Origin of the sequence: Kosakonia sp. S42, from assembly GCF_016624785.1 — a bacterium.
In the GTDB taxonomy this organism is placed as follows: domain Bacteria; phylum Pseudomonadota; class Gammaproteobacteria; order Enterobacterales; family Enterobacteriaceae; genus Kosakonia; species Kosakonia cowanii.
This window is the reverse complement of record NZ_JACVTW010000010.1, coordinates 1-24,097: the sequence shown is the minus strand read 5'-3', so window position 1 is coordinate 24,097 and position 24,097 is coordinate 1. Positions and strand designations below refer to the sequence as shown.

Here is a 24,097-nt window from a genome sequence, read left to right as displayed (position 1 = left end):
CCATCGCCGTAGGCCTGATAAGGCGTAGCCGCCATCAGGCATGTCGCCCGATGGCGCTACACTCACATCTTATCGAGCAGCTTTTTCACATCTTTGCTACTCTGTTTATCCTTGTTGCGATCGGCCCAGTCGCTCAGGCGGCGTTTCGCCTCATCCTGCAGATGCTTACGCAGCAGCTGATCCACCTGCAGGGTGTAGTTGAGCGCCTGCCACGGCCCATAAACACGCAGCGGAATTGGCGTCGTTTTCAGGAAGTCGATAAGCTCGCTCTCCCCTTGCCAGCCGCCCAGCACCTGAATATTAAAGCGGGTATCCGCCTGCTCTTTCACCAGATCCATTTTGCCTTCACCGGTGAGGGCAATAAGCGGCGAGTTGCCCTGCATGTTACTCAGCGTCATCTGCCCCGCTTTCAGCGCCAGATCGCTGCTGAAACTATCGAGCCGCGTCGCCGTATCATATTTTTCCTGCGTCTGCACATCGGTGCTGCGCGCCACTGCCTGCTGCACCAGCTGCTGGAAGTTGAGCCCTTCCATGCGGCTATTTTTCAGCTCAACGTGCGCCTCGCCCTGCCACAGACGGCGAAACTCTTCAGCATCAATACTCGGGCCGGAGAAATCGCCCGCCATTGAGAGGCTGCCGGTAAGCGCGATGGGATAATTAAAGGCTTTCAGAATGTCGCCAATCTCAACATTGTCGAGGCGCGGCTGGAACACCGCCCGCGATGCATCGCGACGCACATCCAGTTGCCCCGGAAGAGAGATCTGCCCGGCGCCCATTTTGCCCTGCAGGGTCGGAATGGAGAGCAGGCCAGCGTCATTGTTGAACTGGCCGCTGACATCGGCAAACTGCATCCCGCGCCAGCGCACGGCTTTTGCGGTTATCCCCACCTGGGCGGTGAAATCACGCAGGCCATTAAAATGCGGCACATCGGCGCTGTTAGCGATCACCGGACGCGGCGGACGGCTTTGCGCCTGGCCCTGTTGATCCGGTGCGCTGCTATCCGCTGCGCTATTTTGCGGCGGCAGCAGATTATCGAGATTGAGATTATCGAACTGCAAATCCAGCGCCCACACCGGCAGGGTGCCAAAAGTCACGCTGCCATGCCCGGTAAGAACACTGTCATTGGCGCGCAGCTTCAGCGCGCTTAGCGCCAGGCGTTGCTGGTCGCCCTGCCACTGCGCCTGCAACTCGCCTTCACCTTCGATACCTTGCGATGGCACATCGCCACCGCGCAGCTGCCACTTGACGCTATCCACCACCGCAGAGAGGTTGTGTGGATAGTCGCGCGCGTCGAGATTCGCGCGCAGCGCCAGGGTTAAATCACGTTGATTACGGTTTATGCGCCCGGAGAACTCCAGCGCCGCCTGGTGCTGATCGTCCTGCTCCATCTGCAGCCGGATATCGCGCACCGTCATCTGCTCATCGTTCTCATGCTGTAACACCAGCACGCTGTCCGCTACCTGCAGACTGCCGATATCCCAGGACCAGCCGCGATCCTCTTCCGCCTGCGGAAGCGTGTTTTCACGTGGTGCGACAGGCGCGTCTTTATCCACTTTGGCCTGGGTTTCGGGCGTCAGCTGGATCACCGCGCCTTTTAGCATCACCTGCTTAACATGCAACTGATGGGAGAGAAGAGGTATGAGATTGACGTCGAGACGCATATTGTCTGCTTTAACTACCGGCGTCTGCGCGCCCGGCGCGGTTAACGTCATGCGCCCTGAGAGAATGCTGAGCTGCGGCCAGACGTGCCAGCGCAAGGGGCCATCAAGCTGTAAGTGATAGCCGCTACGCGCTTCAACCTGCCGCACCATATAAGCACGGAAATCGTTGGGGTTGACCAGCAACACCAACGCTGACAGGCCGGCAATCAGCACGACCAACAGAATCATCAGCGTGGTTAACACTCTTCTCATGGCGTCCTCTGCAGAGATAACTTGCTCAGTCTTTATCGATACGGCTGGCAACCGCGCCCTGCTGATCGCGATACTTCGCATCTTCGCGGCGGTTGTATGGGCGCTCGGCCGGGCCAGAGAGCGGCTCGAAGCTCAGCGCGCCGATCAGCATGCCGGGGCGCAGAGCCAGCGGCAGTTTTCCTGAATTATAGAACTCCAGCACGATGCAGCCAGACCAGCCGGGATCGATACGGTGCGCGGTAACGTGCACCATCAGCCCTAATCGCGCCAGCGACGAGCGGCCATCGAGCCAGCCAACCAGATCCGCAGGCAGGGTAACGGACTCATAGGTCACTGCCAGCGCCAGCTCGCCCGGATGGAGGAAAAAGGCTTCGCCATCGGCGAGGACAATCTCATCGCTCATCACCCGATCGAGGGCGGCGGTCACTTCCTGTTTCGGCCCGCTCAGATCGATAAATGCTGCGGTATGACCACTGAATGTGCGGAATTTGTTGCCCAGACGGACATCCACCGTCGCGCCATTAATTCGTTCTACCGGCGGACGCGGGTTAATTGCGAGTCGGCCCTCATTCATCCAGGCTTCGATATCGCGGTCACAAAGACGCATGGCACATTCTCCTTTGGTGCGACACGCCCCTGAAAAAGCCTCAGGGGACGGGTAGTTAACACTGAGTTTGACAGCCTAACATGTATTATTCAAAAAATTGGCTGATTTTGGCTTTCAGAATGTCGATAGCGATACGGTTCTTGCCGCCGCGCGGCACGATGATGTCGGCATACTGCTTGGAGGGTTCGATAAATTGCAGGAACATCGGACGCACGGTTTTCTGATACTGCGCCATCACCGAATCCATCGAACGCCCGCGCTCATTCACGTCACGTTTGATGCGGCGCATCAGGCAGATATCCAGCGGCGTATCGACAAAAATAGAGAAGTTCATCTCATCGCGCAGGCGTGAGTCGGTCAGCAGCAGGATCCCTTCCAGAATGATGACTTTTTTGGCTTCGATACGAATGGTCTCTGCGGTGCGGGTATGCTCAACATAGCTGTAGACCGGTAATTCAATGGATTCGCCGCGTTTAAGCGACTGAAGATGCTGGAATAACAGACTGTGATCCATCGCGCTCGGATGGTCATAGTTGGTTTTAACACGCTCTTCCATCGACAGATGGCTTTGATCTTTGTAGTAGCTGTCTTCGGGAATAACGCCAATGTGTTCATCACCCACCTGCTCGCGTAACTCGCGGTAAAGCGTACTGGCAATAAGACTTTTACCTGAAGCAGATGCGCCGGCGATGCCGATGATGACGCACTGATGTGACTGATCAGTCATAAATTTAGGGACCTGATTAACCTGGATGTAAAGGAAGGAAGACGCCTTGGCGTCAAACGCGGCAATTATAGGGATTTCACCGCCGCGATACCAGTCGAAAGCGCGGCTCTGGGCGATAAGCAAAAATGGCGGCATTTTTCGCCAATCTGCGCGCTTTTTTTCTCAGCAAGGTGGGTAAAAATGACGCACCGGGCGCGTTTTATGCATTCACTAAGTAATTAATAACCCTATGATGTCAATTTATGAGCGCACGCCATAGGAATTGTAAATTGTTTGTACTAGCATAATCCGAAATTCTCATTTCATTCGTCGGCCGCCGTGTCGGACGGCACAGGGTTGCGGATAAAGCGGTAATGAAAAAACAATACCAACACGTTTTGGTTACCACACCACATCCCGTGCTGCGGCTAATAAGTCTTGGACTGCTCTCTTTTATCTTCACGCTCTTCTCCCTTGAGCTGATTCGATTTGGCACCATCATTGCGCCGCTCTGGTTCCCCACCGCGATCATGACCGTGGCCTTTTACCGCCATGCCGGCAAGATGTGGCCGGGCATCGCCCTCGCCTGCGCGCTGGGTAATGTCGCTGCCACCATTACGCTCTTTTCGCCGTCGTTTGTCGATTTGCGTTATACGCTGGTCAATATTGTTGAAGCCGTTGCAGGCGCGATCCTGCTGCGCAAACTGCTGCCTTCCTATAATCCGCTTAAAAATCTTGCCGACTGGTTACGCCTTGCCATTGGCAGCGTGCTGATACCGCCGCTGATTGGCGGCGTGCTGATTTGCCTGCTGGTACCGACGGATAATCTGCTGCGCACCTTTATTATCTGGATGTTATCGGAAGCGATCGGTGCGCTGGCGCTGGTGCCGCTCGGTCTGCTCTTCAAACCCCACTATCTGCTGCGCCATCGTAACCCCAAACTCCTGCTGGAAAGCCTGGTCACCCTGGCCCTGACGCTGCTGCTGAGCTGGCTGGCGCTGCACTATCTGCCGTGGCCCTTCACCGCCGTGATTGTGCTGTTGATGTGGAGCGCGGTGCGTCTGCCGCGCATGGAGGCCTTCTTAATTTACCTTGCAACGGTAATGGTGGCGTCGCTGGTGCTCGCTATCGATCCTAACATCGTGAACTCGCCGAAAAGCGGCGTGATGATAAATGCGCCGTGGCTGCCTTTTTTGATGATCCTTTTGCCGGTGCATGTCATGACCATGGTGATGTACGCCTTTCGCACCGAGCGCAAGCACATCATCGAGAGCGAGGCGCGTTTTCGTAACGCCATGGAGTATTCGGCGATTGGCATGGCGCTGGTCGGTACCGATGGCCAGTGGTTACAGGCTAACAAAGCCCTGTGCCAGTTTCTCGGCTACAGCCAGGAGGAGCTGCGTCTGATGACCTTCCAGCAGCTCACCTGGCCGGAAGATCTGGCCCGGGATATGGCCCAGTTGCAGCAGCTGTCGCGCGGCGAAATTGCCAGCTATTCGATGGAAAAACGTTACTACACGCGCAACGGCGACCTGGTGTGGGGGCTGCTGGCGGTCTCGGTGGTGCGTCACGCCAACGGCACTCCGCTCTACTTTATTGCCCAGGTTGAAGATATTAACGACCTCAAGCAGACCGAATGGGTCAACAGACGGCTGATGGAGCGCATCACCCTCGCTAATGAAGCGGGCGGCATCGGTATCTGGGAGTGGGAGCTGGAGCCGGACATCATCAGTTGGGATAAACGGATGTTCGAGATGTATGAAGTGCCTGCGCATCTCAAACCAACCTGGCAGCTGTGGTACGAAAGGATTGTGCCGGAAGACCGCCCGGAAACCGAGCGGGTGATCCGTGACGCGCTGGCGTCGCGCATCGCATTCAAGCTTGAGTTCCGCATTGCCGTGACAGACGGTATCCGCCATATTCGCTCGCTGGCCAACCGCGTGCTCAATAAGCAGGGCGAGGTCGAACGGCTGCTCGGCGTCAGTATGGATATGACGGAGGTAAAGCAGCTTAACGAAGCGCTTTATCAGGAGAAGGAGCGGCTGCATATCACTCTCGACTCCATCGGCGAAGCGGTGCTCTGTACCGATGTCGAAATGAAAGTCACCTTTATGAACCCGGTCGCCGAGAAGATGAGCGGCTGGTCGCAGGAGAGCGCCATGGGTCAGCCTCTGCTGAAGGTGCTGCACATCACTTTTGGCGATAGCGGCCCGGTACTGGAAAATATTCACAGCGGCGATATGTCACGCACGGATATTGAACAGGACGTGGTATTGCACTGCCGCGCGGGCGGCAGCTTCGACATTCACTACACCATCACCCCGCTCAGCACCCTCGATGGGCAGAATATCGGCTCGGTGCTGGTTATCCAGGATGTGACGGAGTCGCGCAAAATGCTGCGCCAGCTGAGCTACAGCGCCTCGCACGATGCCCTCACCCACCTGGCGAACCGCGTCAGTTTCGAGGCGAACCTCAAACGCCTGCTGTCGACGGTGCAGGAGTACCATCAACGTCATGCGCTGGTGTTTATCGATCTCGACCGCTTTAAAGCGGTCAATGACAGCGCCGGGCATGCCGCTGGCGATACGCTGCTGCGCGAGATCTCAACGCTGATGCTCAGCCTGCTGCGCTCAACGGATATTCTTGCCCGCCTGGGCGGCGATGAGTTTGGCCTGCTGCTGCCGGAGTGTAATGTCGAAAGCGCGCGTTATATCGCTGGTCGTATGATTCAAGCGATCAATGATTATCGCTTTAGCTGGGAGGGGCGCGAGCACCGCATCGGCGCCAGCGCCGGGATCACGATTATCGATGAGTATAACCATCAGGCTTCCGAGGTGATGTCGCAGGCCGATATCGCCTGTTATGCCTCGAAGCACAGCGGTCGCGGTCGGGTGACGGTCTATGAACCGAAGCAGGGGCTGATGCAGCATGAGCGCTCGATGATGTCGCTGGAGGAGCAGTGGCGCATCATCAAAGAGAATCATCTGTTAATGATTGCGCGCGGCGTCGCCTCGCCGCGGGTGCCGGAAGCGTGCAACTTCTGGTTGCTCTCTTTGCGCTTGTGGACCAGCGAAGGGGAAGTGATGGAGGAGCACGCGTTTCGCGCCGGGCTCCACGAGCCGGAGCTGATTCGCGCCCTCGACCAGCGTGTCTTCCATGAGTTTTTCAATAAGCATGCCGCCGCCATCACCGCCAAAGGGCTGGGCGTCGCCCTGCCCCTCTCCGTGCACGGTCTGGCAAGCAGTAGCCTGGTGGATGAACTGTTATCTATGCTTGAGAGTGGCCCGATGCCGGGGCGTCTGCTGCATCTGGTGATCCCGGCAGATGCGCTGGTGCGCGAAGGCCATGCCCGGATTGAAAACCTCAGACGTCTGCGCCATGCAGGGTGTCGCATTATCCTCAGCCGTGTCGGGCACGATCTCGATGTTTTCGAGCGCATTACACCACATATGGCTGATTATCTGCTGCTGGAGCCGGAGCTGGTCTCTAACGTGCACGGCAATTTGATGGATGAGATGATGGTGACCATTATTCAGGGGCATGCGCAGCGCCTTGGGCTGAAGAGCATTGCCGGGCCGACGCATCAGCCGATGATGATGGATACCCTCTCAGGGATCGGCATTGACCTGATTTATGGCGATACCATCTCCCAGGCGCACCCGCTCGATTTGATGCTCAACACCAGTTATTTCGCCATCAACTAACTGCCGGATGGCGGCTACGCCTTATCCGGCCTACAAAACCCCGTCCCGCAACCGTATGCACACTTCCCGTAGGCCCGATAAGCGAAGCGCCATCGGGCATTGCATTACGGCTCGGGCGACCACGCCTGCGTAAACCAGATATGCAACAGCGCGTAAGAGCGAAACGGCTGCCAGCGCTCGGCATAACGGCGCGTCTGCGCGGGCGTCATCCCGGCGAAACGCTGCTTAATCGCATAATCATCCGCTAAGAAGATATCTTTCGCCTGCCAGCCGCGCAGCGCAAAGTAGTTCGCCGTCCAGCGCCCAATCCCCGGATAGTTCATTAGCGCTTTCACCCCCTGCTCCACATCATCTGGCCTCTGGAGTGGAAAGGTGCCGTCGCAGGCAGCCTCGGCAAGGGTAATCAGCGCCTGGGCGCGCTTTAGCGGCATCCCAAGGCTTTTCAGCACCTGTGCATCGGCGGCGGCAATCTGCTGTGCAGTGGGAAAGGTGATAAAGCCCGGTGCCTCCTCCATCACTTCGCCATAACGATGCGCGACTTTCGCCGTCAGCTTTGCCGCCATCGCCACGCTCACCAGTTGCCCGAGCACCGCGCGCACCGCCTGTTCGAAGGGATCGATCGAGCCGGGCAGCCGCAGGCCAGGGCGCGCGGCGGCGAGATCGCCAAGCCGCGTATTGATACGCTCCGGCTCGCAGGAGAGATCAAATAACCTCTCCAGCCGCTGCAAACAGTGTTCAGCAACCGGTTCAAGCCCCTCACTTAAAGTGACCTTCAGCGTCGCGCTTGTCTCATCCGGCTCGGCGGTAATAATCCCGCGATGGCCGCCAAAGGCACAGGAGCGCACATAGCGCGACTCGCTCACCACCTCCACGCCCGCCACGGCGCGCGCGCCTAAGAAACTCAACATCCACGCCCAGTCATAGGGCGGCTGCCAGTGCAGTGTGTACATACCATCTCTCCGCTGATAATGCTAAAAGCATAACAACTCAGGGAATTTTCGCCTTGCTTTCATATTCCGGTTGTCGCCCTGCACGCATTCCGCTAAAGTCGCCCCCCTTCTTCACAGGCATGGGGATTGCACGGTGTTTATTGGTTTTGACTACGGTACGGCAAACTGCTCGGTAGCGGTGATGCGCGATAACGCGCCACAGCTGCTGACCATGGAAAATAACAGCACCTTGCTGCCGTCGATGCTCTGCGCTCCGACGCGCGAAGCGGTGAGCGAGTGGCTCTATCGCCACCATCAGGTTCCGGCAACGGGGAGTGAAACCCAGGCGCTGCTGCGCCGGGCGGTTAGCTTCAACCGCGAAGAGGACATTGAGGTCAACGCCGCCAGCGTCCAGTTCGGTCTCGCCTCACTGCGCCAGTATGTGAGCGATCCGGAGGAAGTCTACTTCGTTAAATCACCGAAGTCGTTTCTCGGTGCCAGCGGCCTGAAGCCGCAGCAGATCGCGCTGTTTGAGGATCTGGTCTGCGCCATGATGCTGCATATCCGCAAGCAGGCAGAGAGCCAGTTGCCGGAGGCAATTCGCCAGGCGGTGATTGGCCGGCCGATCAACTTCCAGGGGCTCGGCGGCGATGAGGCTAACGCCCAGGCACAGGGCATCCTTGAGCGCGCCGCAACGCGTGCAGGCTTCGAAGAGGTGGTGTTCCAGTTCGAACCGGTTGCCGCTGGCCTCGATTTTGAAGCGACATTAAATGAAGAGAAGCGCGTGCTGGTGGTCGACATCGGCGGCGGTACCACCGACTGCTCGCTGATCCTGATGGGTCCGCAGTGGCGCGAGAAAGCGGATCGCAGCGCCAGCCTGCTCGGCCACAGCGGCTGCCGCGTTGGCGGGAACGATCTTGATATCGCGCTGGCGTTCAAAAACCTGATGCCGCTGCTCGGCATGGGCGGACAGACGGAAAAAGGCATTGCGCTGCCGATCCTGCCGTGGTGGAACGCGGTGGCGATCAACGATGTTCCTGCCCAGACGGAGTTTTACAGCACGGCAAATGGCCGCCTGTTAAACGACCTGCTGCGTGATGCGCGCGACGCCGAAAAGGTCGCTCTGCTGGTGAAAGTGTGGAAACAGCGCCTCGGCTACCGGCTGGTGCGCAGCGCGGAAGAGAGCAAAATCGCCCTCTCCGACACGCAGCAGGTGACCGCTTCACTGCCGTTTATCAGCGACAGCCTCGTCACCGCTATCGATCAGCAGGGGCTGGAAAATGCCCTTAACCAGCCGTTACAGCGCATTATTGAGCAGGTGCAGCTGGCGCTGGCAACCAGTAATGAGACGCCGGATGTGATCTACTTAACCGGCGGTAGCGCCCGTTCACCGATTATCAAAAAAGCGCTGGCGGAAACGCTGCCCGGCATCACCATTGCCGGCGGTGATGACTTCGGCTCGGTGACCGCCGGGCTGGCCCGCTGGGCGCAGGTCGTCTTCCGTTGATTATCTGCCGGGTGGCTTCACCCGGCACGCTTTCTGCTACAAAATCTCCCTAACGCAAATTATCTGTCGTGACTACGTTTCCAGACAGTGTTTCATTTTTCCTCCATTATTCTGCGCTTCAGGGTGACTACACTACTATTACTTCGCCATTCGATTTAAAGAGATACCTATAACGATGAAAGGACGAGTCACTTTTCGCCGCACCGTTGTCGCGGCACTGGTCATCGCACTGGCAGGTGCGGCCTGGTACTATTTTGCGCACACCCCCTCAACCACCACGGCAAGCGGGCAAAAAGCGCCTGCGGGCGGCGGACGTCACGGCATGCGCGGCGCGCTGCCACCAGTGCAGGCTGCCACCGCCACCAGCGAATCCGTTCCGCGCTATCTCTCCGGCCTCGGCACCATCACCGCAGCGAATACCGTTACCGTGCGCAGCCGCGTCTCGGGTCAGCTTAAGGCGATCCATTTCCAGGAGGGGCAACAGGTTAACGCTGGCGATCTGCTGGCGGAGATTGACCCCAGCGAATTCAACGTCGCGCTGGCGCAGGCGCAGGGCCAGCTGGCGAAAGATAAAGCAACCCTTGCCAACGCCCGCCGCGATCTTGCCCGCTACCAGCAACTGGCGAAAACCAGCCTCGTCTCTCGCCAGGATCTTGATGCCCAGCAGGCGCTGGTCAGCGAATCCGAAGGCACGGTAAAAGCGGATGAAGCCTCCGTCGCCAGCGCCCAGTTGCAGCTGGAGTGGAGCCGCATCACCGCGCCCGTTAGCGGACGCGTCGGCCTGAAGCAGGTCGATGTTGGCAACCAAATTAGCAGTAGCGATACCACCGGTATTGTGGTGCTGACGCAGACCCACCCTATCGATCTCATCTTTACCCTGCCGGAGAGCGACATCGCGACTGTTGTGCAGGCGCAGAAAAATGCGCAGAAACTGGTGGTGGAAGCCTGGGATCGCACCAATAAGCAGAAGCTCAGCAGCGGTACGTTGTTGAGCCTGGATAACCAGATCGACGCCACTACCGGCACCATCAAGCTGAAAGCGCGTTTCGACAACCAGAACGACGCCCTCTTCCCGAATCAATTTGTTAACGCCCGTATGCTGGTCGCCACCCAGCAGGATGCGGTGGTGATCCCTGCCGCAGCGCTGCAAATGGGTAATGAAGGTAACTTCGTCTGGGTGCTGAACGATAAGAACAAGGTCAGCAAACACACGGTAACGCCAGGCATCCAGGACAGCCAGAAAGTGGTGATTAGCGCCGGGTTATCGGCAGGCGATCGCGTCGTCACCGACGGTATCGACCGTCTGACAGAGGGCGCGCAGGTCGAAGTGGTTGACGCCAGCAACGCAGAAACCCTGCCCGCGAAGCGTGAACGTCCGGCGAAAGGAGCACAAGGCTGATGCAGCTGTTACCGCCGGGCCGGACGGGTGGCCCTTCGCGTCTCTTTATTCTGCGTCCGGTCGCCACCACGCTGTTGATGGTGGCGATCCTGCTGGCCGGGATCATCGGCTACCGTTTTCTGCCCGTGTCGGCGCTGCCGGAAGTGGATTATCCAACCATTCAGGTGGTGACGCTCTACCCTGGCGCCAGCCCGGATGTGGTGACCTCGGCGATTACCGCGCCGCTTGAGCGCCAGTTTGGCCAGATGTCGGGCTTAAAGCAGATGTCTTCGCAGAGCTCCGGCGGTGCCTCAGTGGTTACGCTGCAATTCCAGCTGAGCCTGCCGCTGGATGTCGCCGAACAAGAAGTGCAGGCGGCAATGAACGCCGCCAACAGCCTGCTGCCTTCGGACTTACCGAACCCGCCGGTCTACAACAAAGTGAACCCCGCCGACCCGCCGATCATGACGCTGGCGGTCACCTCTTCCGCCATGCCGATGACGCGGGTGGAGGATATGGTGGAAACGCGCGTGGCGCAGAAGATTTCCCAGGTCTCCGGCGTCGGGCTGGTAACGCTCTCCGGCGGTCAGCGTCCGGCGGTGCGCGTCAAACTCAACGCGCAGGCGATTGCCGGGCTGGGGTTAACCAGTGAAACCGTGCGCACCGCCATCAGTAACGCTAACGTCAACTCGGCGAAGGGTAGCCTTGATGGCCCGACCCGCGCCGTCACCCTCTCGGCCAATGACCAGATGCAGTCCGCCGAGGAGTACCGCAAGCTGATTATCGCTTACCAGAACGGCGCGCCGATCCGCCTCGGCGATATCGCCACCGTTGAACAGGGTGCAGAGAACAGCTGGCTCGGCGCGTGGGCGAATAAACAGCAGGCGATTGTGATGAATGTGCAGCGCCAGCCGGGCGCAAACATTATCGATACCGCCGATAACATCCGTGCCCTGCTGCCGCAGCTTACCGAGAGCCTGCCGAAATCTGTCAGCGTGAAAGTCCTCTCGGATCGCACCAACAATATCCGCGCCTCGGTAAGCGACACGCAGTTTGAGCTGATGCTGGCGATTGCGCTGGTGGTGATGATTATCTACCTCTTCCTGCGCAATATTCCGGCGACGATTATCCCCGCCGTTGCGGTGCCGCTGTCGCTGATTGGCACCTTTGCGGCGATGGTGTTTCTCGATTTCTCCATCAATAACCTGACGCTGATGGCGCTGACCATCGCCACCGGCTTTGTCGTCGATGATGCGATTGTGGTGATCGAAAACATCTCGCGCTATATCGAAAAGGGCGAAAAACCGCTGAATGCGGCGCTGAAAGGCGCAGGCGAGATCGGCTTTACCATCATCTCGCTCACCTTCTCGCTGATTGCGGTGCTGATCCCGCTGCTGTTTATGGGCGATATCGTTGGGCGGCTGTTCCGCGAGTTTGCCGTCACGCTGGCGATTGCCATTCTTATCTCCGCTGTGGTGTCGCTGACCTTAACGCCGATGATGTGCGCGCGCATGCTGAGCGCGGAATCTCTGCGCAAGCAGAACCGCTTCTCCCGCGCCTCGGAGCGCTTTTTTGAGCGGGTGATTGCCGGTTACGGTCGTCTGCTGAGCCGGGTGCTTAATCACCCGTGGCTGACGCTTGGCGTCGCCCTCGGCACGCTGCTGCTGTCGGTGATGCTGTGGATCTTTATTCCGAAAGGCTTCTTCCCAATCCAGGACAACGGCATCATTCAGGGCACGTTGCAGGCACCGCAATCCGCCTCCTTTGCCAGCATGGCGGAGCGCCAGCGGCAGGTGGCGGATATTATCCTGCGCGATCCGGCCGTGGAGAGCCTCACCGCTTTCGTCGGCGTTGACGGCACCAACCCCTCCCTGAACAGCGCGCGGTTGCAGATCAACCTCAAACCACTTGATGAGCGCGACGATCGCGTTCAGCCGGTGATCGAGCGGTTGCAGCAGGCGGCGGGCAATGTGCCGGGTATGTCGCTCTACCTGCAACCGACGCAGGATCTGACCATTGATACGACCGTCAGCCGCACCCAGTATCAGTTCACCCTGCAGGCAAACTCCCTTGAGGCGCTCAGCACCTGGGTACCGCAGCTGGTGAGTAAATTGCAGGCGATGCCGCAGCTGGCGGATGTCAGCAGCGACTGGCAGGACAAAGGGCTGGTGGCCTATGTCAACGTGGATCGCGACAGCGCCAGCCGCCTCGGTATCAGCATGGCGGATGTCGATAACGCCCTCTACAACGCCTTTGGTCAGCGCCTGATCTCCACCATCTACACTCAGGCGAACCAGTACCGGGTAGTGCTGGAGCATGACACCACGCAGACGCCGGGTCTGGCGGGGCTGGATAATATTCGCCTGACCAGCAGCGATGGCGGCGTGGTGCCGCTGTCGTCGATTGCCAAAATCGAGCAGCGCTATGCGCCGTTAAGCATCAACCATCTCGATCAGTTCCCGTCGACCACCATCTCCTTTAACGTCGCCGACGGTTACTCGCTGGGCGATGCGGTTGACGCGGTGCAGGAGAGCGAAAAAACCCTCCACTTCCCGACCGATATCCGCACCGAATTCCAGGGCAGCACGCTGGCGTTCCAGGCGGCGCTCGGCAGCACCATCTGGCTGATTGTTGCGGCGATAGCGGCGATGTATATCGTACTCGGCGTGCTGTATGAGAGCTTTATCCACCCGATAACCATCCTCTCGACGCTGCCAACGGCGGGCGTCGGCGCGCTGCTGGCGCTGATGATCTCCGGCAGCGAGCTGGATGTGATCGCCATTATCGGCATCATCTTGCTGATCGGCATTGTGAAGAAGAACGCCATCATGATGATCGACTTCGCCCTCGCCGCCGAGCGCGAAGCGGGCATGTCGCCGCGCGATGCCATCTTCCAGGCCTGCCTGCTGCGTTTTCGCCCGATCCTGATGACCACCCTGGCGGCGCTGCTCGGCGCGCTGCCGCTGATGCTCAGCACCGGCGTTGGCGCAGAGCTGCGTCGCCCGCTGGGGATCGGCATGGTCGGCGGCCTGCTGGTGAGCCAGGTGCTGACGCTGTTTACCACGCCGGTGATCTATCTGCTCTTCGACCGCCTGGCGCTGGCGGCGAAAAAGCGCTTTCCGCAGCGTGAAGAGGAGGCGTAAGTGAAGTTCTTCGCCCTCTTCATTTACCGCCCGGTGGCGACGATCCTGATTTCGCTCGCCATCACCCTGTGCGGCATTCTCGGCTTCCGGCTGCTGCCGGTCGCCCCGCTGCCACAGGTTGATTTTCCGGTGATCATGGTCAGCGCTTCGCTGCCCGGCGCTTCGCCGGAGACTATGGCCTCGTCGGTCGCTACGCCGCTTGAGCGCTCGCTGGGACGCATTGCCGGAGTGAGCGAGATGACCTCCTCCAGCTCGCTTGGCAGTACGCGCATTATTCTTGAGTTCAATTTCGACCGCGATATCAACGGCGCGGCGCGCGATGTGCAGGCGGCAATCAACGCCGCGCAGAGCCTGCTGCCGAGCGGCATGCCGAGCCGCCCGACCTACCGCAAAGCGAACCCCTCCGCTGCGCCGATCATGATCCTGACCCTCACCTCGGATACCTACTCCCAGGGTGAGCTGTATGACTTTGCCTCAACGCAGCTGGCGCAAACCCTGTCGCAAATCGACGGTGTCGGCGATGTCGATGTCGGCGGCAGCTCCCTGCCCGCCGTGCGGGTCGATCTCAATCCGCAGGCGCTGTTTAACCAGGGCGTCTCTCTTGATGCGGTGCGCACGGCCATCAGCAATGCCAACGTGCGCAAACCGCAGGGCGCGCTGGAGGATGGCTCGCACCGCTGGCAGGTGCAGACCAATGATGAGTTAAAAACTGCGGCGGAGTACCAGCCGCTGATTATTCACCACAAAAATGGCGCTGCGGTACGCTTAAGCGATGTCGCCACGGTCACCAACTCGGTGCAGGATGTGCGCAACGCCGGGATGACCAACGCCAAACCGGCGATTTTGCTGATGGTCCGCAAACTGCCGGAAGCCAATATTATCCAGACGGTGGACAGCATTCGCGCCCGCCTGCCGGAACTGCAAAAGACCATTCCCGCCGCCATTGACCTGCAAATCGCTCAGGATCGCTCACCGACCATCCGCGCCTCGCTGGAGGAGGTGGAGCAGACGCTGGTGATCTCCGTCGCGCTGGTGATCCTGGTGGTGTTCCTCTTTCTGCGTTCAGGTCGGGCGACCTTTATCCCGGCGGTGGCCGTGCCGGTGTCGCTGGTTGGCACCTTTGCCGCTATGTATCTGTGCGGTTTTAGCCTCAACAACCTGTCGCTGATGGCGCTGACTATCGCCACTGGCTTTGTGGTCGATGACGCGATTGTGGTGCTGGAGAATATCTCCCGCCATCTCGAAGCGGGGATGAAGCCGTTGCAGGCGGCGCTGCAAGGGACGCGGGAAGTGGGCTTTACGGTGCTGTCGATGAGCCTGTCGCTGGTGGCAGTGTTCCTGCCGCTGCTGCTGATGGCCGGGCTGCCGGGGCGGTTGCTGCGCGAGTTTGCCGTTACGCTGTCGGTGGCGATTGGCATTTCGCTGCTGATCTCACTCACCCTGACGCCAATGATGTGCGGCTGGTTGCTCAAAGCCCATAAGCCGCATAGCCGTACGCGGGAGAGAGGCGTTGGTCGCCTGTTAACCCGCATCCAGCAGCAGTATGCCCGCTCGCTGAAATGGGTGCTTAACCACGCCCGGCTGGTTGGCGTGGTGCTGCTTGGCACTATCGCGCTCAATATCTGGCTCTATATCTCGATTCCGAAAACCTTCTTCCCGGAGCAGGATACCGGCGTGCTGATGGGCGGTATTCAGGCGGATCAGAGCATCTCCTTCCAGGCGATGCGCGGCAAGTTGCAGGACTTTATGCAGATCATCCGCGAGGATCCAGCGGTGGATAACGTCACCGGCTTCACCGGCGGCTCGCGGGTTAATAGCGGGATGATGTTTATCACCCTCAAATCGCGCGACCAGCGCCACGCCACCGCGCAGGAGGTGATTGACCGCCTGCGCAGTAAGCTGGCAAAAGAGCCGGGCGCGAGCCTCTTTTTGATGGCGGTGCAGGATATTCGCGTCGGCGGCCGCCAGGCCAATGCCAGCTACCAGTTTGCACTGCTGTCAGATTCCTTAAGCGACCTGCGCGAGTGGGAGCCGAAGATCCGCAAAGCGTTTGCGGCGCTGCCGGAGCTGGCGGATGTTAACTCGGACCAGCAGGATAACGGCGCGGAGATGAACCTGGTCTATGACCGGGAAACCATGACCCGCCTTGGCATCAGCGTGCAGGCAGCAAACAGCCTGCTGAATAACGCCTTTGGCCAGCGGCAGATCTCCACCATCTACCAGCCGCTTAACCAGTACAAAGTGGTGATGGAGGTCGACCCGCGCTACACCCAGGATGTCAGCGCGCTGGATAAGATGTACATCATCAATGATGCGGGCGCGTCGATTCCCCTCTCCTACTTTGCCCACTGGCAACCGGCGAATGCGCCGCTGTCGGTTAACCACCAGGGGTTGTCGGCGGCCTCAACCATTGCCTTTAACCTGCCAGCGGGCGTCTCGCTCTCGCAGGCCAGCGAGGCGATTGACCGCACCATGACGCAGCTTGGCGTGCCGAACAGCGTGCGCGGCAGCTTTGCCGGTACCGCGCAAGTGTTCCAGGAGACGATGAACTCACAGGTGATCCTGATCCTCGCAGCCATCGCCACGGTCTATATCGTGCTTGGCATTCTCTATGAGAGCTATGTTCACCCGCTGACCATTCTGTCGACCCTGCCGTCGGCGGGCGTTGGCGCACTGCTGGCGCTGGAGCTGTTTGGCGCGCCGTTTAGCCTGATTGCGCTGATTGGTATTATGCTGCTTATCGGGATTGTGAAGAAAAACGCCATTATGATGGTCGACTTCGCCCTCGAGGCGCAGCGCAAGGGGCAACTGAGCGCCGAAGAGGCGATTTTCCAGGCCTGCCTGCTGCGTTTTCGCCCGATTATGATGACCACCCTGGCGGCGCTGTTTGGTGCCCTGCCGCTGGTGATCTCCAGCGGAGATGGCTCAGAGTTGCGCCAGCCGCTCGGTATCACCATTGTCGGCGGGCTGGTGATGAGCCAGTTGCTGACGCTCTATACCACGCCGGTGGTCTACCTCTTCTTTGATCGTCTGCGCGCGCGGTTTAGTCGCAAAGTGAGAGAGCCCGTAAGTGAATGAATGAGTTACCGAAACAGATCCGCTGGCAGTTATGGATAGTCGCCTTTGGCTTCTTTATGCAGTCACTGGATACCACCATTGTTAACACCGCCCTCCCCTCGATGGCGGCAAGCCTCGGCGAGAGCCCGCTGCATATGCATATGGTGGTGGTCTCTTATGTGCTGACCGTTGCGGTGATGCTGCCTGCCAGCGGCTGGCTGGCTGACCGGGTTGGCGTGCGCAATATCTTCTGCGTGGCGATTGTGCTCTTTACCGCCGGGTCGCTATTTTGCGCGCTGGCCGCCACGCTCGATCAGCTGATCCTGGCGCGCGTGCTGCAGGGCTTTGGTGGCGCGATGATGGTGCCGGTCGGGCGCTTAACGGTGATGAAGATCGTGCCGCGCACCCACTATATGGCGGCGATGACCTTTGTGACGCTGCCAGGCCAGGTCGGCCCGCTGCTTGGCCCGGCGCTCGGCGGCATTCTGGTGGAGTACGCCTCCTGGCACTGGATCTTCCTGATTAACCTGCCGGTGGGCATTATTGGCGCGATTGCCACCCTGAGCCTGATGCCGAACTATACCCTGCAAACCCGCCGCTTCGATTTTTCCGGTTTCGTGCTGCTGGCGGGCGGCATGGCGACGCTGACGCTGGCACTCGACGGCAGCCGCGGCCTTGGCCTGACGCTCTGGCAACTGGGCGGTCTGGTGGCGGTTGGGGCAGCGGCGATCCTCTTCTATCTCCTGCACGCAAGGGGCAATGACCGGGCGCTGTTTAATTTGCGCCTGTTCCGCACCCGCAGCTTTTCATTAGGGCTTACAGGGAGCTTCGCCGGACGTATCGGCAGCGGCATGCTGCCCTTTATGACACCGGTCTTTTTGCAGATCGGCCTCGGCTTTTCACCGTTCCACGCCGGGCTGATGATGATCCCGATGGTGCTCGGCAGCATGGGGATGAAGCGGATCGTTGTGCAGGTGGTTAACCGCTTTGGCTATCGCCGCGTGCTGGTCGCCTCAACTATTGGCCTCGCGCTGGTCAGCCTGCTGTTTATGGCGACAGCGCTGCTTGGCTGGTATTACCTGCTGCCGGTGGTGCTCTTCTGCCAGGGGATGATTAACTCGATGCGCTTCTCGTCGATGAACACCCTGACGCTGAAAGATCTGCCCGATGAACTGGCAAGCGGCGGCAACAGTATGCTGTCGATGATTATGCAGCTCTCGATGAGTATTGGCGTCAGCGTCGCCGGTCTGCTGCTCGGCCTCTTCGGGCAGCAGAATCTCTCGGCGGACAGCGGCGTGGCGCACGAGGTCTTTCTTTATACTTATCTGACGATGGCGGTGATTATTGCACTGCCGGCGGCCCTTTTTGCCCGCGTGCCCGATGACGCCAGCCAAAATGCGGTGATTGCCCGTCGCAACAGGAGAACATCATGAGGTTCTGGCGGCCGGGGATCACGGCCAAACTCTTTCTCGCCATTCTCACCACCTGCATTCTGCTGCTGTTCGCTACCCACTGGGCGGTGCGCATCAGCTTTGAGCATGACTTTATGAACTACATCAAGCGCGGCAACGACCTGCGCTTGCAGATGCTGACGGATACCCTCGCCGAGCAGTATACCCAGCACGGCGACTGGCAATTTCTGCGCCACAATGACCGGATGATTTTCCAGATCCTGCGCTCCTTTGACCGGGAGAATGAGCATGATGACGGGCGCCCCGGCCCCGGCGGCCCCGATCGTGAGCGCGGCCCAGGTCCGCAAGAGGACGCAGGCCCGCCGGATCGCCCGGATATGCCGCCCCACGGCTGGCGCACCCGCTTCTGGGTGCTGGATCAGCAAAAACGGGTGCTGGTCGGCCCACATTCCCCGGTGCCGGTGGATGGTACGCAGCGCCAGATAAAAGTGAATAATGCCACCGTCGGCTGGGTGATCGCCTCGCCGGTGAAAAAGCTGACGCGCAATACCGATATCAACTTTGACCGCCAGCAGCGGCGCACCAGTTGGGTGATTGTCGGCCTCGCCACGCTGCTGGCCGCTATTGCCACCTTCCCGCTGGCGCGCGGGCTGCTGGCCCCGGTTAAACGGCTGGTGGACGGTACGCATAAACTTGCCTCGGGCGACTTTTCAACCCGCGTGAAACCGGGCAGCCAGGATGAGATTGGCCGACTGGCGCAGGACTTTAACCAGCTCGCCAGCACCCTTGAGAAGAACCAGCAGATGCGCCGCGACTTTATGGCCGATATCTCCCATGAGCTGCGCACGCCGCTGGCGGTGCTGCGTGGCGAACTGGAGGCGATTCAGGATGGCGTGCGGCAGTTTACCCCCGAGTCGGTCACCTCGTTGCAGGCCGAGGTCGCCACGCTGACCAAGCTGGTGGACGATCTGCATCAGCTATCGATGTCCGATGAGGGCGCGCTGGCCTATCAGAAAAAATCGGTGGATGCCGTCTCGCTGGTGGAGATAGCCGCTGGCGCGTTTCGTGAACGCTTCGCCAGCCGCAATTTGACGCTGTCGCTGGAGTTGCCGGAGAGCGCGACGGTGTTTGGCGATCCGCATCGCTTAATGCAGCTATTTAATAACCTGCTGGAGAACAGCCTGCGCTACACCGACAGCGGCGGGCGAACGCTTATCCAGCTTATCCCGCGCGATAACACCCTGCTGCTGCGCTTTGCCGACAGCGGCCCTGGGGTGAGTGACGAGCAGTTGCAGCGCCTGTTTGAGCGCTTCTACCGCACGGAAGGCTCGCGCAACCGCGCCAGCGGTGGCTCCGGGCTGGGGCTGGCAATCTGTCTGAATATTGTGGAGGCGCACGGTGGCGCTATCCATGCCGCGCACTCGCCATTTGGCGGGGTTAGCATTACAGTTGAACTTCCGCTTGAACGCGAAAAATCGAGAGATGTATGACAGAGTTACCTATTGATGAAAACACGCCGCGCATCCTGATCGTTGAAGATGAACCGAAGCTCGGACAACTGCTGATCGACTATCTGCGCGCGGCAAGTTACGCGCCGTCGCTGATTAGCCATGGCGATCAGGTGCTCAGTTACGTGCGCCAGACGCCGCCGGATCTGATCCTGCTCGACCTGATGCTGCCTGGCGTCGATGGCTTAACGCTGTGTCGTGAAATCCGCCGCTTCTGCAATGTGCCGATTGTCATGGTGACCGCCAAGATCGAAGAGATCGACCGCCTGCTGGGGCTGGAGATCGGTGCCGATGACTACATCTGCAAACCCTACAGCCCGCGTGAAGTGGTGGCGCGGGTGAAGACCATTCTGCGCCGCTGCAAACCGCAGCGCGAATTGCAGCAGCTTGATGCCGAAAGCCCGTTGATTGTCGATGAAGGCCGATTCCAGGCGAGCTGGCACAGCAAGCTGCTCGATTTGACGCCCGCCGAGTTCCGCCTGCTGAAAACTCTCTCCAGCGAACCGGGTAAAGTTTTCTCGCGCGAACAATTACTCAATCATCTGTATGATGACTACCGCGTGGTGACCGACCGCACTATCGATAGTCATATCAAAAACCTGCGTCGCAAACTGGAAGCGCTGGACGAGGAGCAATCCTTTATTCGCGCGGTCTACGGCGTGGGCTATCGCTGGGAGGCGGACGCCTGCAAACTGGCGTAACTCTTTTTATAAGGAAGGGATGGTGAGGAAATATACCTACGGCGCGCTGGCGCTGATGTTCGCGGCCTTCGGTTGCCAGGCAGAGATTACCGAAGCGCAAATTAAGGCTGACTGCGCCAAAATCAGCGGCTACGCAAAACAGGGCGAGACCTTCTACAGCGCGAAAAACTACCCGAAAGCGCGTGAAGCCTTTGAGCAGCAGGCGGCGTGGCTTGAGCAGTGCGAGTTTGGCAAGAATGATCCCAATGATGTGCTAATCGCCACCGCCTACAATAACGTCGCGCTGACCTGGATCCGCCAGGGCGAGTATCGCAAAGCGCAGGCGTGGCTGACCATCATGCCGGATGACGAGAAGTCGAAATATAACCTGTCGCGCATCCAGGACAAACTTGACGCGCTGCCGAAGCCGACCTCCCCTGCCGGTGAGTACTGGCAATATTCCGGACGCAGTGGTTTCCAGATCCTGAAGCTGACATCGCAGGGTAACGACACCTATAAAGCTGACTGGGAGGGCGCCTACTACGGTCTGATGGGGCTCTACTCCGGGCCGAATATCGGCGAGTTCAGTGAAAAAGTGGCGCTGAAAGAGGGTAAAGGCGATATCGTCATTTCGGATTTAGGCACCACCTGTAAGATCTCGCTGGCGCTTTCGCCGGATGGTAAAAGTCTCGCTATGAAGACCGACAACATCGACAACTGCGCTTTTGGTCATAACGTCAGCGCCGACGGCACCTATCTGCGCGTCAACTGAGACGCCGGTTTACTCCCCCGGCGCGCAGCGCTACAATTCCCGCCCTAAATTCAGGGGAACTCCCCTGCCGCCCCATGAGAATGGGGCGATCTGACCTGTCATCAGAATGAGATCATCATGTTTAAACCGGAACTTCTCTCCCCGGCGGGAACGCTGAAAAATATGCGTTACGCTTTCGCTTACGGCGCGGATGCCGTTTACGCAGGCCAGCCGCGCTACTCGCTGCGCGTGCGTAATAACGAATTCAACCACGAAAATCTGCAAATCGGTATTAACGAAGCCCACGCGCTGGGTAAGCAGTTCTACGTGGTGGTGAATATCGCGCCGCACAATGCCAAGCTGAAAACCTTTATCCGCGATCTGCAACCGGTGGTGGAGATGGGGCCGGACGCGCTGATTATGTCCGATCCGGGGCTTATCATGATGGTTCGTGAACACTTCCCGCAGATGCCGATCCACCTCTCGGTGCAGGCGAATGCCGTTAACTGGGCGACGGTGAAGTTCTGGCAACAGATGGGGCTGACGCGCGTGATCCTCTCCCGCGAACTGTCGCTGGAAGAGATTGCCGAAATCCGCGCCCAGGTGCCGGAGATGGAGCTGGAGATCTTCGTTCATGGCGCGCTGTGCATGGCCTACTCCGGCCGCTGCCTGCTGTCGGGCTATATCAACAAACGCGATCCAAACCAGGGCACCTGCACCAACGCCTGCCGCTGGGAGTATAACGTCCAGGAAGGAAAAGAAGACGCGGTCGGTAATATCGTGCACGTTCACGAGCCAATTCCGGTGCAGAACGTTGAGCCGACCCTCGGCGTTGGCGCGCCGACCGATAAGGTGTTTATGATTGAGGAGGCGCAGCGTCCGGGCGAGTACATGACCGCCTTTGAAGATGAGCACGGCACCTACATCATGAATTCCAAAGATCTGCGCGCGATTGCCCACGTTGAGCGCCTGACGCAGATGGGCGTGCACTCACTTAAAATCGAAGGCCGTACCAAATCCTTCTACTACTGCGCACGCACCGCGCAGGTCTACCGCAAAGCGATTGACGATGCCGCAGCGGGTAAACCGTTCGACACCTCATTGCTGGAGACGCTGGAAGGGCTGGCGCACCGCGGCTATACCGAAGGCTTCCTGCGCCGTCATACCCATGATGATTACCAGAATTACGACTACGGCTACTCGCTCTCTGAGCGCCAGCAGTTTGTCGGCGAGTTTACTGGCGAGCGCAAAGGCGAGCTCGCGGCGGTGCGGGTGAAAAATAAGTTCTCCGTTGGCGACAGCCTTGAATTGATGACGCCGCAGGGCAACGTCAACTTTACGCTGGAGCAGATGGAGAGCGGCAAAGGCGAAGCGATGTCTGTGGCACCAGGAGATGGTTATACCGTATGGCTGCCGGTTCCCCAGGATATGCCTCTGGAGTACGCGCTGTTGATGCGTAATTTCACTGGTCAGACAACCAGAAACCCGCACGGAAAGTAATTTAGCAGGGTTATTCTTACGGTGCGAAGATTCTTAGAATCGGATCACACACCGCCACGTTTAATGCGGTTATTATGCACTCCGCTGAAAAAACATAACCCATAAATGCTGGCTGTACCAGGAACCACCTCCTTAGCCTGCGTAATCTCCCTTACGCAGGCTTATTTTTTTCTCCCTTTATCTGCTTTTTCCACGCCTTCGCTTTTCCTGAGATACACTTTCGTCATGGATTTTTTGTCAGGACGAAGAGAATGAGTACATTTCCCACAAGCTTATTGATCCTTAACGGCAAAAGCGCCGGTGACGAGCCGCTGCGCGAAGCGATAAATTTGCTGCGCGATGAAGGTATGGATATTCAGGTGCGCGTCACCTGGGAAAAAGGCGATGCCGCACGTTATGTTGCAGAAGCGCAGCAGCTTGGCGTCGCGACGGTGATTGCTGGCGGCGGTGATGGCACCATCAATGAAGTAGCTACCGCGCTGGTGAATTGCCCGGGAGAGCATAAACCGGTGCTGGGTATTCTGCCCCTTGGCACCGCTAATGATTTCGCTACCAGTACCGCCATCCCGGAAGCGCTGGATAAAGCCTTGCAGCTGGCGATTGTCGGTAAAGCGGTGCCGATTGATATTGCGAAAGTGAATAATGAGACCTGCTTTATCAATATGGCGACGGGCGGTTTTGGAACGCGCATTACCAGCGAAACGCCAGAAAAACTGAAAGCCGCACTCGGCGGCGTCTCCTATCTGATCCACGGCCTGATGCGTATGGATATGCTGAAGTCTGACCATTGCGTGATTCGCGGCGAGGATTTTCACTGGGAAGGCGATGCGCTGGTGATCGGCATTGGCAATGGTCGCCAGGCTGGCGGCGGTCAGCAGCTCTGCCCGGAGGCGCTGATTAATGATGGTCAGTTGCAGCTGCGGATTTTTACCGGCGAAGAGATTATCCCTGCCCTCTTCACTACGCTGACCCAGCAGGAGGAGGATAATCCGCATATTATCGACGGTCATTCGGCGTGGTTTGAGATCACCGCTCCCCATGAAATGACCTTTAACCTCGACGGCGAACCGCTGCGCGGTGAGCATTTCCGTATGGAGGTGCTCCCCAATGCGTTGCAGTGCCGCCTGCCGCCGGATTGTCCGTTATTGAAATAAGTTTTATCGGTGAACCCTAAACCGTAGGCCGGATAAGCGGTACGCGCCATCCGGCATTATCTCCGCGGCACAATTGCCGGATGGCGGCTCCGCCTTATCCGGCCTACAAAAACGCGCTTTCAGCGACACCGACTTTGTTTTTATCTGC

General features: G+C 58.8%; 15 protein-coding genes. 11 read left to right on the top strand and 4 right to left on the bottom strand.

Annotated features, from left to right (window positions below; translation table 11 throughout):
* Nucleotides 1-62 precede the first annotated feature (62 nt).
* The 3 genes from asmA to udk form a co-directional block, all read right to left on the bottom strand.
* Nucleotides 63-1,913, bottom strand: coding sequence for an outer membrane assembly protein AsmA (gene asmA / locus IAE50_RS13380; RefSeq protein WP_200580459.1), 1,851 nt, complete (start codon nt 1,911-1,913; stop codon nt 63-65).
* A gap of 25 nt (nt 1,914-1,938) precedes the next feature.
* A complete protein-coding gene (dcd, locus tag IAE50_RS13375) occupies nt 1,939-2,520 on the bottom strand; it encodes a dCTP deaminase (RefSeq protein WP_023479188.1) in 582 nt (193 codons plus the stop codon).
* An 85-nt stretch (nt 2,521-2,605) separates the two neighbouring features.
* The gene (gene udk / locus IAE50_RS13370; RefSeq protein WP_023479149.1) at nt 2,606-3,247 is read right to left on the bottom strand and encodes a uridine kinase; all 642 of its coding nucleotides are present in this window, start codon (nt 3,245-3,247) and stop codon (nt 2,606-2,608) included.
* A gap of 353 nt (nt 3,248-3,600) precedes the next feature.
* Between udk and IAE50_RS13365 the strand changes: the two genes are divergently transcribed.
* A complete protein-coding gene (locus tag IAE50_RS13365; protein WP_200580458.1) occupies nt 3,601-6,930 on the top strand; it encodes a diguanylate cyclase in 3,330 nt (1,109 codons plus the stop codon).
* A 104-nt stretch (nt 6,931-7,034) separates the two neighbouring features.
* Here the strand turns inward: IAE50_RS13365 and alkA are convergent, their stop codons facing one another.
* The gene (alkA, locus tag IAE50_RS13360; RefSeq protein ID WP_128482613.1) at nt 7,035-7,880 is read right to left on the bottom strand and encodes a DNA-3-methyladenine glycosylase 2; all 846 of its coding nucleotides are present in this window, start codon (nt 7,878-7,880) and stop codon (nt 7,035-7,037) included.
* A 133-nt stretch (nt 7,881-8,013) separates the two neighbouring features.
* On the opposite strand from alkA, the gene yegD reads away from it, so the two are divergent.
* The 10 genes from yegD to yegS all read left to right on the top strand — a co-directional run bounded on the left by yegD (nt 8,014) and on the right by yegS (nt 23,949).
* On the top strand, nt 8,014-9,366 hold the full coding sequence (gene yegD / locus IAE50_RS13355) for a molecular chaperone (protein WP_200580457.1): 1,353 nt from the start codon (nt 8,014-8,016) through the stop codon (nt 9,364-9,366).
* 175 nt (nt 9,367-9,541) lie between these two features.
* Entirely contained in the window at nt 9,542-10,765 is a 1,224-nt protein-coding gene (locus IAE50_RS13350) for an MdtA/MuxA family multidrug efflux RND transporter periplasmic adaptor subunit (RefSeq protein WP_200580456.1), read from the top strand.
* Nucleotides 10,765-13,887 carry an MdtB/MuxB family multidrug efflux RND transporter permease subunit gene (locus tag IAE50_RS13345; protein ID WP_200133825.1) on the top strand — a complete coding sequence of 1,041 codons (3,123 nt, stop codon included), beginning with the start codon at nt 10,765-10,767 and terminating at the stop codon, nt 13,885-13,887. Before IAE50_RS13350 ends, IAE50_RS13345 begins: the two co-directional genes overlap by 1 nt.
* Nucleotides 13,888-16,965 carry a multidrug efflux RND transporter permease subunit MdtC gene (mdtC, locus tag IAE50_RS13340; RefSeq protein ID WP_200580455.1) on the top strand — a complete coding sequence of 1,026 codons (3,078 nt, stop codon included), beginning with the start codon at nt 13,888-13,890 and terminating at the stop codon, nt 16,963-16,965. It abuts the gene before it with no gap.
* Nucleotides 16,962-18,377 carry an MFS transporter gene (locus tag IAE50_RS13335; RefSeq protein WP_200580454.1) on the top strand — a complete coding sequence of 472 codons (1,416 nt, stop codon included), beginning with the start codon at nt 16,962-16,964 and terminating at the stop codon, nt 18,375-18,377. The genes mdtC and IAE50_RS13335 overlap by 4 nt, the downstream gene beginning before the upstream one ends.
* Complete coding sequence (gene baeS / locus IAE50_RS13330; RefSeq protein ID WP_094420980.1) at nt 18,374-19,846, top strand: two-component system sensor histidine kinase BaeS; 1,473 nt, start codon at nt 18,374-18,376, stop codon at nt 19,844-19,846. Before IAE50_RS13335 ends, baeS begins: the two co-directional genes overlap by 4 nt.
* Nucleotides 19,843-20,565 (top strand): two-component system response regulator BaeR, encoded by a 723-nt coding sequence (baeR, locus tag IAE50_RS13325; RefSeq protein WP_023479172.1) that lies wholly within the window; start codon nt 19,843-19,845, stop codon nt 20,563-20,565. Before baeS ends, baeR begins: the two co-directional genes overlap by 4 nt.
* Before the next feature lie 19 nt (nt 20,566-20,584).
* Nucleotides 20,585-21,316, top strand: a complete 732-nt coding sequence (locus IAE50_RS13320; protein WP_094420982.1) for a tetratricopeptide repeat protein — start codon at nt 20,585-20,587, stop codon at nt 21,314-21,316.
* 117 nt (nt 21,317-21,433) lie between these two features.
* Nucleotides 21,434-22,795 carry a tRNA 5-hydroxyuridine modification protein YegQ gene (gene yegQ / locus IAE50_RS13315; RefSeq protein WP_200133821.1) on the top strand — a complete coding sequence of 454 codons (1,362 nt, stop codon included), beginning with the start codon at nt 21,434-21,436 and terminating at the stop codon, nt 22,793-22,795.
* Nucleotides 22,796-23,046: 251 nt separating this feature from the next.
* Nucleotides 23,047-23,949: a lipid kinase YegS gene (gene yegS, locus IAE50_RS13310; protein ID WP_200133820.1), complete on the top strand. Its 903-nt coding sequence runs from the start codon at nt 23,047-23,049 to the stop codon at nt 23,947-23,949.
* The last annotated feature ends 148 nt before the right edge of the window (nt 23,950-24,097 follow it).